Below are 13,678 nucleotides of genomic sequence, written 5' to 3'. Positions count from 1 at the left end.
CATTGCTAATTTGTCACTGGGAACAGCGCCGCTCCCGCGATTTCGTGGAAATTAACAGGTGGGGAGTGTAGCGGCCAATTCAGGCGGGCTTTAGATGGGGCTATTTCCTCAGAATTACAAGGCCTTTGAGGTACTCGCCTTCGGGGAAATTGATGGTCATCGGGTGGTCGGGGGCGCCGCCCAGGCGCTCGCTGATATAGCCATCCACCCCGGCGTCGATACCGGCCGAGGCAACGATCTTGTGGAACAGGTCGGCGTTGATGCCGCCCGAACACGAATAGGTAAACAGCACGCCGCCCGGCTCCAGGATCTTGAAGGCCAGCCGGTTGATATCTTTATAAGCGCGGGCCGCGCGGTCGGCGTGGGCTGCCGTGGGGGCAAACTTGGGCGGGTCCAGCACGATGCAGTCGAACGTCTGGCCTTGCGCCGCAAACTGGCGCAGCGAGGCGTTCACGTCGGCATCCATAAAGGTGACGCGGTCCGCCGCAAAGCCGTTCAGCGCCACATTCGCCGCTGCCTGCTCCAGCGCCGGGCCGGACGAGTCGATGGACGTGACATGCCCCTGGCTGCCGCCGGCCCGCATGCCGGCCAGGGCCGCCACGGTAAAGCCCCCTGTATAGCAATAGCAGTTCAGCACGCGCTGGAGCTGCAGGCGCTGGGCGTAATCGGCCATTTTCTTGCGGCTGTCGCGCTGGTCCAGATAGAAGCCGGTCTTGTGGCCCTCAGCGATGTCCAGGCCGAGGCGCCACTGGTGCTCCTGGATGGTCAGGCCGGTGGCGCCGTCGCCACGCAGCCAGCCGGTGGTGGGCTCCAGGCCTTCCAGCGAACGGGTATTGGTGTCGGAACGTTCGTACAGCTTGGTCAGGCCGGTGGCGGCCAGGATCGCGTCGACCAGCACGGCCTTCCAGCGCTCCACACCGGCAAACAGGAACTGCGCCACCAGGGTGTCGCCATAGCGGTCAACGATCAGGCCCGGCAGGCCGTCGGACTCGCCATGGATCAGACGTACGCCGTCACTATTGACATCAAATCGGGCTCTGGCGCTGATAGCAGCTGCGACAGCAGCTACAAAAAACGCAGCATCAATACGCTGGGTTTCGTCAAAGCTCCAGACCCGGGCGCGGATCTTGGACGTGGGGCTGAACGCCGCCCAGCCCAGAAACTTGCCCTCATGCGACTCCACGCGCACGGTTTCGCCCGCGTCACCGCCGCCTTTGGCGATGGCGGAGTCAAAAATCCAGGGGTGGCGGCGCTGCAGCGAGCGTTCCTTGCCTTCACGTAAACGAATAACTTTCATGGGCGGGATTGTCGGGCCTATTTGCCCAGACCTCCCGACTACTTGCCCGGCGGCAGCTTCGCCCGGGGATGGGCCGCGTCGTAGACCTTGGCCAGATGCTGGAAGTCCAGCCGGGTGTAGACCTGGGTGGTGCTGATATTGGCGTGGCCCAGCAGCTCCTGTACCGCGCGCAGGTCGCCGCTGCTTTGCAGCACGTGGCTGGCAAACGAATGGCGCAGCATGTGCGGATGCACCGGGGTGGCGGTACCGGCCAGCTGGCTGCGCCGGCGCAAGCGCTGCCAGACCGACTGGGCGGTCAACCGCGTGCCATAGCGGCCCAGAAACAAAGCCGGCGAGAACTGTGCGCCCTGCCCTTCGGCGCGCAGGGCCAGCCAGCGCTCCAGTGCTTCGACGGCCTTTCGGCCAATCGGCACGCTGCGCCGCTTGCTGCCCTTGCCCAGCACATGGGCTTCGCCGGCATCCAGGTCAATCCAGCCACGCGCCTGTGGGCTGGGCTTGGCGTCCAGTCCGGTCAACTCGCCCACGCGCAGGCCGCCGCCGTATAGCAGCTCGACCATGGCGGCGTCGCGCGCCTCCAGCCAGGGATCGTCGGCCTCGTTTTCAAAGTCGGCCAGACCCGCGGCCTCGTTCAAGCCGAGGGCTTTAGGCAGGGGCTTGGCGGCTTTAGGTGCGCGCACGTCCTGCACCGGGTTGCTGGCCACCAGGCCTTGGCGGCCCAGCCAGGTATAGAAACCGCGCCAGCCCGACAGAATGAGCGCGATGCCACGCCCGGTGCGGCCCTGGCTGTGCATTTGCGCCACCCAGCGGCGAATGTGGTGGTGGGCCACGGCAGTCAACGCCACGCCGGCCTTGTCAGCCTCCTGCGCCAGCCTCTGCAGGTCCAGCGTGTACAGCGCCACGGTACGCTCGGCCAGACGCTTTTCAAAGCGCACATGGTCCAGGTACTGCACGACCAATGGCGGCGGTACGCTGGCCTCTGCCATATTGATTAAGCGCGCAAGCGCGACAAAGCGGCGCCCGCCAGCTCGGCGATGCGCTCCAGGAAGTCGGTGCCCATGGCCGACTCGAAACGGTGAGCGTCGGGCGAGGCCAGCACCAGCATGCCGAAAGCCGGGCTAGGGCTGTTCAACACGCCGGTACGCAGCGGCATCAGCGCCAGCGACATGGCAGCCGACGGCTCGGCCAGCCAGCTGACCGCCTCGAAACCCGAGTTCACGCCGCAGAACGGCGCGGTAAGCGAGGAGGCAAAAATCTTCGCGTCATCGCTGACACCACGCGCCCAGGCGGCGTGCGCGTATTCATCGGCCACGCCCCAGACCTTGATGGCTGCCTGCGGCACGGAAAACTGGACCTCGATCTCGCGCGCGATACGTTCGGGCAGATCGGCGGGCGAACGCGTCAGCAACAGGCTGCGCGCCCAGCGCTGCAGCTTGTCGGCAATGATGACGTTCTCGTTGCCATGGCGCACCATGTCCATGATGCGGTGCTCCAGGCCCTTGATCTTCTCGCGCAGCATCTCGGCCTGACGCTCCTGCAGGCTGACGGCACGGTTGCCGTGCGGGCTGGACAGCTGCACCGAGGCCAGCACCTGGGAATGGCGCTCGAAAAACTCGGGCGTGTTGGCCAGAAAGTTGGCGATGTCGTCTTCGGTGATCGGATTGGTGGTGTTCATAGGGGGTGCAATCAATTAGTCTGGAATCGTGATCGAGCCGTCAAAAACCGTAGTGGCCGGGCCAGTCATCCGCACTGGCTGGCCCATGCCGGCCCATTCGATGGTCAGGCGGCCGCCATGGGTGTCCACGTCCACCCGCGCGTCCAGCAAGCCCAGGCGTATGCCCGCTACCACCGCCGCGCAGGCGCCGGTGCCGCAGGCCAGGGTTTCGCCGGCGCCGCGCTCATAGACACGCAGACGCACCTGGCTGCGACTGACCACCTGCAGGGAGCCGACGTTCACGCCATTCGGGAAGCAGGACTGGGCCTGCACCAGCGGGCCCAGACTGGCGACCGGCGTGGCCTCGGCGTCGTCCACCAGGTGCACGGCATGCGGGTTGCCCATGGACACAACCGCTACGCTAAATGTAGCACCCTGCGCAGACTCCACCTGCGCCAGCGGCCATATTTGCCAATCATTCACGGCCACGGGCTGCAGGCCTTGCGGGTCGAACGGAATCTGCGGCAGATCGAACACCGGCAGGCCCATGTCCACGGTGACGCGGCCGTCATCCTGCATGTTCAGTTGCAGCACGCGCTCCATGGTTTGCACGCGCACGCTGCTTTGCGTGGTGAGTCCGCGGCTGTGGACGAAGCGCATAAAGCAGCGCGCGCCATTGCCGCAGTGCTCCACCTCGCCGCCGTCGGCGTTGTGGATGGCGTATTCGAAATCGATGCCCGGTGCGCTGGCGCGGCGCACGGACAGAATTTGGTCGGCGCCGACGCCGAAGTGGCGGTCGGCCAGGAAGCGGTACTGGGCGGCGCTCAGCCCTAGGCGGCCCTGGGTTTCGTCGAGCACCACAAAGTCGTTGCCCGCGCCCTGCATTTTGGTGAATGGGATGTGCATGGGGGAATTATCCGCTCTGGCGCATGGATTTTTAAACGGCAGGGCGATTCAAGCCCTGCGTACCGTGCTGGCGCGCAAATGCTATTGAATCCATAGCTACTTACGCTTATGAAATAAGCGCCAACGGCCTATTTCTTCTATAAAAGTGTGAAGCCCACCGATAAGCCGGATTCTGTGCGCGGGAGTTGCCCCCCGTGTGACCGCCATTAATCTGGGCCGGGGGTCGCCCCGCCGGCTCAATGCTACCTACCCGCCAACTCCGGGGGCCCCGTCAACGTTGGCCTACTTGGTATTGCTGCGCGTAGAGATTGCCCGTTTCACCTCGGTCGGGCTTTGCCCGACCGAGGTGCTGTGCTATTCCCGGCTTGCGCCGGGAGCGTCTGGCTTGCGCCATCCGCGTACCCGCTTGCGCAGGTACCGCACAGACCACCCTTGCTGGGCTGACCTGACCGAACTCGTCTCTGTTGCTCTAATCCTCACCTCACGGTGGACAGCCGTTAGCTGCTACGCTGCCCTATGCAGTCCGGACGTTCCTCCAGTGCCTGGTTTCCCAGATTGCACCAGCGGCGGTCTGGCGGGCTTCACGGGGTGCATTATCGCAGTGCCACAATGCATTTCTTTTTCTGCAGCTTCAACTTTCACGTTATCGAAAGACATTCCATGCGCGCCGACACCATCCTGCACACCATTGGCAACACCCCGCACGTCCGCATCCAGCGCCTGTTTGGCCCGGCTGCCAATGTGTGGATCAAGTCCGAGCGCAGCAACCCCGGCGGCTCGATCAAGGACCGCATTGCGCTCAGCATGGTGGAAGACGCGGAGAAATCCGGCGTGCTGCGACCCGGCGGCACCATCATCGAACCCACATCCGGCAACACCGGCGTGGGCCTGGCCATGGTGGCTGCGGTCAAGGGCTACAAGCTGGTGCTGGTGATGCCTGACAGCATGTCGGTTGAACGCCGCCGCCTGATGCTGGCCTACGGCGCCAGCTTTGACCTGACGCCGCGCGAAAAAGGCATGAAGGGCGCCATCGCCCGCGCCCAGGAGCTGGTCGCCGCTACGCCCGGCAGCTGGATGCCGCAGCAGTTTGAAAATCCCGCCAACATCGACGTGCATGTACGCACCACGGCGCAGGAAATCCTGGCCGACTTCCCCGAAGGGCTGGATGCCCTCATCACCGGCGTGGGCACTGGCGGCCACATCAGCGGCTGCGCCCGTGTCCTGAAGGAAAAATGGCCCAACCTGAAGGTGTTTGCGGTGGAGCCCACGGCCTCGCCCGTGATCTCCGGCGGCGCCCCTGCGCCCCACCCCATCCAGGGCATAGGCGCGGGCTTCATCCCCAAAAACCTGGACGTAGCCCTGCTGGACGGCACCATCCAGGTAGACGCCGAGCCAGCCCGCGAAATGGCCCGTCGCAGCGCGCGCGAAGAAGGCATGCTGGTGGGCATTTCCAGCGGAGCCACGCTGGCAGCGATCGCGCAAAAGCTGCCCGAACTGGGCGCAGGCGCACGCGTGCTGGGCTTCAATTACGACACCGGTGAACGCTACCTGTCGGTAGACGGGTTTCTACCTGCATAAACAGCATGAAAAAGACGCGGGATGCGGCCGATTTTGCCTCTACCATAGGGCTTCCAAGTTGCATTTCCCACGTCTAAAAATTGTTGCTCCGTTCATGGTGGAAACTGCTCTTACTGGCCATCCTGCTGGGATTGATGGCGCTATTGGCTTGGCTGGTCGCGGATGAGCTAAACACCTCCCGGCTGCAGGCGCGCTATCTGTCACGGTTGGGGCAAGAGCTGCGCTTTGCGCCAGAACCTGGGCCCAGCCCCGAAGACGCCATCCGCTTCCCGCACAGCGGGCCCTACGACGAACGCCTGGGCTATAGCCAGATTCCGTCCTTCACCCAGTCCCTGAGCGCACACGGCTATACCGTCACCCAGCAAGCGCGTATCTCGCCACGCATGGCCGAACTGGCCGACAACGGGCTTCCGCTGCCCTACGCAGAAAAGAACCAGGCCGGGCTGAACCTGCGCGACTGCAATGCCCAAACGCTGTATGCCGAACGCTTCCCTGAGCGCGGCTATGCGGACTTCCGCTCCGTGCCCTCGCTGCTGGTGAACACCTTGCTGTTCATCGAAGACCGCGACCTGCTGGATGACAGCCAGCCCAAACACAACCCCGCCATCAACTGGGGGCGCTTCAGCAAGGCCCTGACCGACCAGGTCGTGCACGCGGTAGACAAGTCGCACGAAGCCCCCGGCGCCAGCACGCTGGTCACGCAGATCGACAAATACCGCCACTCGCCCGAGGGCCGCACCGCCTCGCCACGCGAGAAGCTGCGGCAAATGGCCAGCGCCTCCATCAAGACCTATCTGGACGGCGAAAACACCCTGGCCTTCCGCCAGCAAACCGTGGTGGACTACCTGAACACCGTGCCGCTGGCCGCCAAGCCCGGCTACGGCGAAGTCAACGGCATGGGCGACGGCCTGTGGGCCTGGTATGGGCGCGATTTCAATGAGGCCAACCAGCTGCTGCAAGACAACGCAACTGAAACCGGCCCCGCGCTGCAAAGCCGGGCCGAGGCCTTCAAACAGGCAATGTCGCTGATGATTGCGCAGCGCCGGCCCTCGTACTATCTGCGCGAGGGCCGGGCCGCCCTGCAGCAGTTGGCCGATAGCCATTTGCGCGTGCTGGCCAGCGCCGGCATCATCTCGCCCGCGCTGCGGGACGCGGCCTTGCCCATCCAGCTCAAGCTGCAGCAAGACACCGGCGCTGAACCACCGGTGTCCTTTGTCACACGCAAGGCGGTGACCGCATTGCGCAGCCACCTGTCCAGCCTGTTGCAAGTGAAACACCTGTACGACCTGGACCGTTTTGATATGGCGGCCAACGCCACCTTGAACGGCGAGGTGCAGCGCGAGGTCAGCACCGTGCTGCGCCAGTTGAGCGAGCCCGCCAGCGCCAAGGCTGCCGGCCTGTATGGCCACAATATGCTCAGCCCCGGCGACGACCCGAGCAAGCTGGTGTTCAGCTTCACGCTGTTTGAGCAGCGCGACGGCGCCAACCTGCTGCGCGTGCAGACCGACAACTTCGACCAGCCCTTCGACATCAACGACGGTGCACGGCTCAACCTAGGCTCCACCGCCAAGCTACGCACGCTGATCACCTACCTGGAAATCATCACCGAGCTGCACCAGCGCTATGCCGGAATGAGTCCACAGGAACTGGCCGCTGCCAAGGGCGACGACGCCGACACTCTGAGCCGCTGGGCCCGCGCCTACATGGCCCAGGCGCAGGACAAAAGCCTGCACCCCATGCTGGAGGCCGCCATGGAGCGCAGCTACTCCGGCAACCCGGGCGAGAGCTTCGTCACCGGCGGCGGCGTGCAAAGCTTTGAGAACTTCGAGCCCGAAGAAAACTACAAGGTCATGACGGTGCGCGAGAGCTTCCAGCACTCAGTGAACCTGGTGTTTGTGCGGCTGATGCGTGACGTGGTGCAGTACTACCAGTTCCAGCGCTCGGGTGCCAGCAGCGCCGCGCTGCCAGCCGTAGACTCGCCCGCGCGGCAGGAAATTCTGGCCCGCTTTGCCGACAAGGAGGGCCGCCAGTTCATGGCCCGCTTCTACCGCAAATACCAGGGGCTGGCGCCCGACGCCGCCCAGGACCTGCTGCTGCAAACCATGCGCCCGGTGCCGGCACGGCTGGCCACGGTGTTCCGCAGCCTGCAGCCCGATGCGGATCTGGCGCAGTTCACGGCCTTCCTGCGCCAACGCCTGCCCGGCATGGCCTTGTCCGATGCCCAGCTGCAAGATCTGTACGCCAAGTACGCGGTAGACAAATTTTCGCTGCCCGACCGGGGCTACATCGCCGGCATCCACCCGCTGGAGCTGTGGGTGGTCAGCTATATGCACCAGCAGCCGGGTGCCACGCTGGCGCAGACCCTGCAGGCCAGTAGCAGCGTGCGCCAGGATGTCTACAGCTGGCTGTTCAAAAGCAACCGCAAGGTGGCGCAGGACAAGCGCATACGCCAGATGCTGGAGCTGGAGGCCTTTCAGGAAATTGCCCAGGACTGGCGCCGGTTGGGCTACCCCTTTGAGTCGCTGACCCCGTCCCTGGCCACCGCCCTGGGCGCTTCGGGCGACCGCCCGGCAGCCCTGGCCGAACTGATGGGCATCATCGTCAACAAGGGTATGCGCCTGCCGTTGCGCAAGCTGCACAGCCTGGATTTCGCCAGCGGCACACCCTATGCCACCCGCTTTGAAAGCGCCCCACCCGTCGCCGAACGGCTGCTGCCCGAGGAGCTGACCGAGGTGGTACGCCGCTCGCTGCTGGACGTGGTGAACGGCGGCACCGCCAGCCGGCTGCGCGACGGCTTCAAGCTGGCCAATGGCAGCAGCATCGACATCGGCGGCAAAACCGGCACCGGCGACCACCGCTTTGAAACCTATGGGCCCGGCGGGCGGCTGGTGTCCTCGCGCGCGGTGAACCGCTCGGCCACCTTTGTGTTTCTGCTGGGCGACCGCTTCTTTGGCACCATGACGGCCTATGTGCACGAGCCCTATGCGGCCAACTACCGCTTCACCAGCGCACTCTCGGCCCAGCTACTGAAGTCGCTGGCGCCCACCTTGCTGTCCAGCATGGGTGACAGCCCCGCAGCCAGCGCGCTGGCCTGTCGCAACTAAGCCCTCCCCATGCAAGCCGATCTTTTTGGCGGCACGCCGGCCGAGCTGGTGCTGGCCCCGCAGGCCAAGCTGCTGCAGGGGCTGGCCCTGCCCTATGTGCCTCGGCTGCTGCAGGCACTGGAACTCATTCAGCAAACCGCGCCCTTCCGCCACATGGTCACGCCGGGCGGCCAACCCATGTCGGTGGCACTCACCAATTGCGGCGCCCTGGGCTGGACCAGCGACCGCCACAGCTACCGCTACAGCCCGCTCAACCCCGATACCGGTCAACCCTGGCCGCCCCTGCCCGAGGTGCTGCTGCAACTGGCACAAGAAGCCGCGGCGCGCGCGGGCTTCGCCGGCTTTGTGCCGGACGCCTGCCTGGTCAACCGCTACCTGCCGGGCGCGCGCCTGTCGCTGCACCAGGACAAGGACGAGCGCGACTACAGCGCGCCCATCGTCTCGGTGTCGCTGGGTATACCGGCCACCTTTCTGCTGGGCGGCTTTGACCGCGTCGGCAAGACCCTGCGCGTACCGCTGGTGCACGGCGACGTGGTGGTCTGGGGCGGCGCCGACCGCCTGCGCTACCACGGCGTGCTGCCCGTGGCGCAAGCAGAACACCCGCTGCTGGGCGCGCAGCGCATCAACCTGACCCTGCGCAAAGCGGGCTGACCTACCGCCACTGGTGGCATAGACGAAATACGGCTACAGCGCAGGTAGTACCTGCGGAAGAAGCTATTTAATTTATAGCAAACCAAATCACACGAAGCCGGCAGCCATGCTGCAATGCAACATCGAATGCGGTTGACAGCCCAACTTTGCCGCCTCTATGATTGTCTTTCATAATACCAAAGACATATTGGAGACAAGACGTGGCAGGCATTCAACTGAACCGGGTCAGCAAGCACTACGGCAACGTAGCGGTGATGAACGATCTGAGCCTGGACATCGTGCAAGGCGAGTTCCTGGTCTTCCTCGGCCCCTCGGGCTGCGGCAAATCGACACTGCTGCGCATGATGGCCGGCCTGGAGCCGGTGACCGCGGGCAGCATCACCATCGCCGGCCGCGACGTAACCGACCTCCCCCCCGGCCAGCGCGGCGTGGCCATGGTGTTCCAGCACTACGCGCTGTACCCGCACATGAGCGTGTACGACAACATGGCCTTCGGCATGCGCAACATCGGCCTGGCCGAGGCAGAGATCGGCACCCGCATCACCGACGCCGCCCGCATGCTGGAACTGGAGCCGCTGCTGCAACGCAAGCCCGGTCAGTTGTCGGGCGGGCAGCGCCAGCGGGTGGCGATCGGCCGCTCCATCGTGAAGAACCCCAGCGCGTTTTTGTTTGACGAACCCCTGTCGAATCTGGACGCCGCCCTGCGCACCCGCACCCGGGTCGAGCTGGCACGGCTGCATCAACGGCTGCAATCGACCATGGTGTTCGTCACCCACGACCAGGTCGAAGCCATGACGCTGGCGACCCGCATCGTGGTGATGAACAAAGGCCAGATCGAACAGATCGGCGCGCCCATGGACATCTACCGCCGCCCAGCCACGCGCTTTGTGGCGGGCTTCATTGGCCAGCCGGCGATGAACTTCTTAGACACCGAGCGCATGGCCCCGCAAGACGGCCGGCTGTGCCTGCAACTGGCCCATGGCAGTGTGCTGCGCACCACGCTGATGGATGCCGACGTGCCGCACACCGGTCCGCTGACCCTGGGTATCCGCGCCGAATCCATCACCGTAGACCCGCAAGGCGAGCTGCCTGGTCGCATCGACATCGTGGAGCGCCTGGGCGACCGCACGCTGGTGCACGTAGGCCTGGCCGACGGCAGCAGCGTGGTGGCCGAAGCCCACCGCGACAGTGCGGCCGCTCCCGGCGAAGCCGTGGCGCTGCGCATAGACAGCGCGCGTCTGCATGTGTTCGACGCGGCGGGCCTGGCCCACCACGCGCCTCTGTAAGGCCTGCCATGCAAAAAGCCCGCAAACAACCCAAGCACTGGGGCAACGCCTTGTTCGTGCTGCCCTTTCTGGTGGTCTACGTTTTGCTGCTGGTACTGCCGCTGGCCACCGGCTGGTGGCTGAGCCTGCGCGACGTGGACATGCTGGCCGACACCAGCGACTTCATCGGCCTGAAGAACTACGCCGACCTGCTGCATGACGACATCTTCATGGGCGCGGTGCGCAACACCTTTTACTTTGTGGGCATGACGACGCCAGTGTTCGTCGCACTAGGCCTGGCGCTTGCCTTAGCTTTAAACCGCCCTGGGCGCACCGGTGCTGCGCTACGCGCTATCTTTTTTGGGTCATCGGTGCTGTCAGTGACCATCGTCACCCTGGTCTGGCGCCTGGTGCTGATGCCCGACCGGGGCCTGCTGTCGAACCTGATGCAGGGCATGGGCCTGGCACCGATTGCGCCCCTGGTCAGCGAGAGCCTGGCCCTGCCGTCGGTGGCACTGGTCACCGTGTGGTGGATTATTGGCCTGCCCATGATGCTGTTCCTGGCCGCACTGCAGCAGATCCCGCAAGAAATGTACGAGGCCGCGGCGCTGGACAACGCCGGCCGCTGGCGCACCTTTGTGTCCATCACCTTGCCGTCGATCAAGCGCACAGTGGCGCTGGTGGCGGTGATCGAGGTCATCCAGCAATTCCAGCTGTTCGGCCAGTCCTATCTGATGACGGCCGGCGGGCCGAACAACACCTCGCGCCCCATCGTCCAGTTCATTTATGAGACCGGCTTCCGGCAGTGGGCGCTGGGCTACTCGGCCGCCGCCGCCCAGGTGCTGTTCGTACTCATGCTGCTCGGCGTCAGCCTGCAAGCCTGGCTGAACCGCCGCAACGCTTAAAGGAACCCCGCAATGTCAAATATGGTTGGAAAAGGCTGGGGCGACCGGCTGGTGCTGGGCGCGGCGATAGCGCTGGCCTGCCTGTGGGTGGCACCCTTGCTATGGGTTTTGATGCTGTCGTTCAAGCCCAATGACGTGCTGGCAGCGCGCACCGATGTGCTGTTTGCACCGCCGTTCACGCTGAAGAACTACAGCGACATCCTGGGCACCTCGTCGGTGTTCCGCTGGCTGATGAACAGCGCCATCGTCTCGCTGGGCCAGACCTTCTTGACGCTGGTGATCGCCTCGCTGGCCGGCTATGGCTTTGCCCGCACCACGTTTCCGGGCCGGCGCATCTTGTTTGCCTTCGTGCTGGCCGGGTTGGCCGTGCCCGAGCAGGCCATCATCGTGCCGCTGCATCGCATGTTTGCCGACCTGGAGCTGCACAACACCTATAGCGCACTGATCCTGCCCCGACTGGCCGCACCGTTTGGGGTGTACCTGATGGCCCAGTATTTCAAGGGCATACCAATGGAGCTGGAAGAAGCCGCGCAGCTGGACAACGCCTCGCGGCTGAAGATCTTCTGGCGCATCATCCTGCCGCTGTCGGTGCCGGCGCAGGCGACGCTGGGCATCTTCACCTTCCTGAATTCATGGAACGACTACCTGTGGCCACTGGTGTCGGCGTCCAAGTCCGAGATGTACACCATCACGCTGGGCCTGGCCTCGACGCAATCGAACTTTGCGCAATCCGAAGGCATTGGCTACCTGATGTCGCAGGCGGTGTTTGCCGGGCTGCCGCTGTTCATTCTGTACCTGTTCTTCCAGAAATACATCGTCACCGCAGTCGCCGGCACCGCCGTGCGCTGACACACCCAAAACGGGGCAGCGCCGATCCGCTGCACATGGAAAACGGCCATCCGCTGCGGTGGGGCCTGGATAAAAAAGGAGACAAGCATGCATTTCAGAAAGCTCACCATCCGCCTGCTAGCGGTCACTCTGGCCAGCAGCGCCGCGCTGTGTGCCGCCCAGGAGAAAACGGAAATCACCCTGGCCCGCTTCTTCGGCGCCTGCGAGGCCGACTACGGCAAAGCGGTGGATGCCAGCAAGGCCCAGGGCGAGTGCGGCATCATCACCACGCTGGTGAATGAATTCAACGCCACCAACAAGCAGGGCATCGTGGTCAAACCGCAGATCGCCGAATGGCAACCCTTCTACGACCAACTGAGCGCCCGCATCGTCTCCAAAGACGTGCCGACCATCAGCGTGATGCATGAGTCGGTGCTGGGCGACTACGTGGCGCGCAAACTGGTGGAGCCGCTGGACGATGGCTTCAAGTCGGTCGGCATCAGCACCGACCAGTTCAGCGAGCAGGCCAAGACCGGTGCCATCATCGGCGGCAAGGCCTACGCCCTGCCCTTCGACACCTGGTCCTGGCTGTGGCATATCAACGGCAATCTGATGAAGAAGGCCGGCTTGACCAAGGCCGACGGCACGGTCATCCTGCCGCAAAGCCCCGAAGAGCTGCTGACCCAGGCGCGCAAGTTCAAGGAAGCCACCGGCAAGCCCTATCTGAGCTGGCCCGCCGCCGATGTGGCCGGCAACTTCCGCAGCCTGGTGACCCTGGTGGCGCAGCAGAACGCCAGCCTGTTCCCGACCAGCGGCAAGCAGATCGACATGCACTCCAAAGCCGTGCGCAACGCGCTGGAGCTAGCCAATACGCTGTACAGCGAAGGACTGATCAAGCCGAATCTGGACTACAGCGCCGGCAACCAGGCCTTTGTGAACGGCGACGTGGGTGTGCACATCGTCGGCACCTGGACGATTGGCGACTTTGTCGCTGCCGCAGAAAAGGCGGATTCCCCCCTCAAAGGCGGTTATTCGGTCGTGCCATTCGCCAAGCTCTACGCCAAGAAAGCCGCATTTGCCGATGGCCACAGCTGGGTGATGCTGAAGGGCGGCGCCAAGGACGACAAGACCCGCAATGCTGCGCTGACCTTCATGAAGTTCCTGTGGGACCGCGACTACGAGTGGGCCCGCACCGGCCACCTGCCAGCCAACAAAACCGCTGCCGAGCGCGATGACTTCAAGAAGCTGCCGTTCCGCAACAACATCCTGGAGATCAGTTCCATCGGCGTATCCCTGCCCAACAGCGTGCCGCGCCAGCGCGCGATCGAGTCCATCGTTGGTGAAGAGATGGTCAACATGATGGTCGCCAAAAAGCCCATCGACGCAGTGCAGAAGTCGGCCGAAGAACGCGTCAACAAGCTGCTGGCAGGCGTTCGCTAGTTCACACCACCATTTTGCTGGGGCGCACCGCCCCAGCCCACCCACTTTTTACA

At 64.3% G+C, this 13,678-nt stretch carries 11 protein-coding genes and 1 other RNA gene; 7 read left to right on the top strand and 5 right to left on the bottom strand.

Translation table 11 applies throughout. From position 1 onward, the window contains the following. Window positions 1–100: 100 nt before the first annotated feature. From AC07VY_RS12575 to rnpB, 5 genes are all read right to left on the bottom strand, one after another. Entirely contained in the window at window positions 101–1,297 is a 1,197-nt protein-coding gene (locus AC07VY_RS12575; RefSeq protein WP_495097565.1) for a class I SAM-dependent rRNA methyltransferase, read from the bottom strand. Between the two features lie 38 nt (window positions 1,298–1,335). After that, entirely contained in the window at window positions 1,336–2,280 is a 945-nt protein-coding gene (locus AC07VY_RS12570) for a tyrosine-type recombinase/integrase (RefSeq protein ID WP_495097566.1), read from the bottom strand. 5 nt (window positions 2,281–2,285) lie between these two features. Further along, window positions 2,286–2,969, bottom strand: a complete 684-nt coding sequence (locus tag AC07VY_RS12565; protein WP_495074098.1) for a DUF484 family protein — start codon at window positions 2,967–2,969, stop codon at window positions 2,286–2,288. Window positions 2,970–2,984: 15 nt separating this feature from the next. Then, window positions 2,985–3,854, bottom strand: a complete 870-nt coding sequence (gene dapF / locus AC07VY_RS12560; protein WP_495097567.1) for a diaminopimelate epimerase — start codon at window positions 3,852–3,854, stop codon at window positions 2,985–2,987. Between the two features lie 145 nt (window positions 3,855–3,999). Then, window positions 4,000–4,437: RNase P RNA component class A (gene rnpB / locus AC07VY_RS12555), an RNA gene on the bottom strand. Window positions 4,438–4,514: 77 nt separating this feature from the next. Between rnpB and cysK the strand changes: the two genes are divergently transcribed. From cysK to AC07VY_RS12520, 7 genes are all read left to right on the top strand, one after another. After that, a complete protein-coding gene (cysK, locus tag AC07VY_RS12550; RefSeq protein WP_495074100.1) occupies window positions 4,515–5,432 on the top strand; it encodes a cysteine synthase A in 918 nt (305 codons plus the stop codon). Window positions 5,433–5,566: 134 nt separating this feature from the next. After that, on the top strand, window positions 5,567–8,536 hold the full coding sequence (locus AC07VY_RS12545; protein WP_495097721.1) for a transglycosylase domain-containing protein: 2,970 nt from the start codon (window positions 5,567–5,569) through the stop codon (window positions 8,534–8,536). Between the two features lie 9 nt (window positions 8,537–8,545). After that, a complete protein-coding gene (alkB, locus tag AC07VY_RS12540; RefSeq protein WP_495097568.1) occupies window positions 8,546–9,187 on the top strand; it encodes a DNA oxidative demethylase AlkB in 642 nt (213 codons plus the stop codon). A gap of 200 nt (window positions 9,188–9,387) precedes the next feature. Next, entirely contained in the window at window positions 9,388–10,473 is a 1,086-nt protein-coding gene (locus AC07VY_RS12535; RefSeq protein ID WP_495097569.1) for an ABC transporter ATP-binding protein, read from the top strand. Window positions 10,474–10,481: 8 nt separating this feature from the next. Next, entirely contained in the window at window positions 10,482–11,357 is an 876-nt protein-coding gene (locus tag AC07VY_RS12530; RefSeq protein ID WP_495097570.1) for a carbohydrate ABC transporter permease, read from the top strand. Between the two features lie 12 nt (window positions 11,358–11,369). After that, window positions 11,370–12,206 carry a carbohydrate ABC transporter permease gene (locus tag AC07VY_RS12525; protein WP_092758527.1) on the top strand — a complete coding sequence of 279 codons (837 nt, stop codon included), beginning with the start codon at window positions 11,370–11,372 and terminating at the stop codon, window positions 12,204–12,206. Window positions 12,207–12,293: 87 nt separating this feature from the next. Continuing rightward, the gene (locus tag AC07VY_RS12520) at window positions 12,294–13,625 is read left to right on the top strand and encodes an extracellular solute-binding protein (RefSeq protein WP_495097571.1); all 1,332 of its coding nucleotides are present in this window, start codon (window positions 12,294–12,296) and stop codon (window positions 13,623–13,625) included. Window positions 13,626–13,678 lie beyond the last annotated feature (53 nt).

It is taken from the genome of Rhodoferax sp. GW821-FHT02C08, from assembly GCF_059421805.1.
This window is presented reverse-complemented; position numbering and strand designations above follow the sequence as displayed.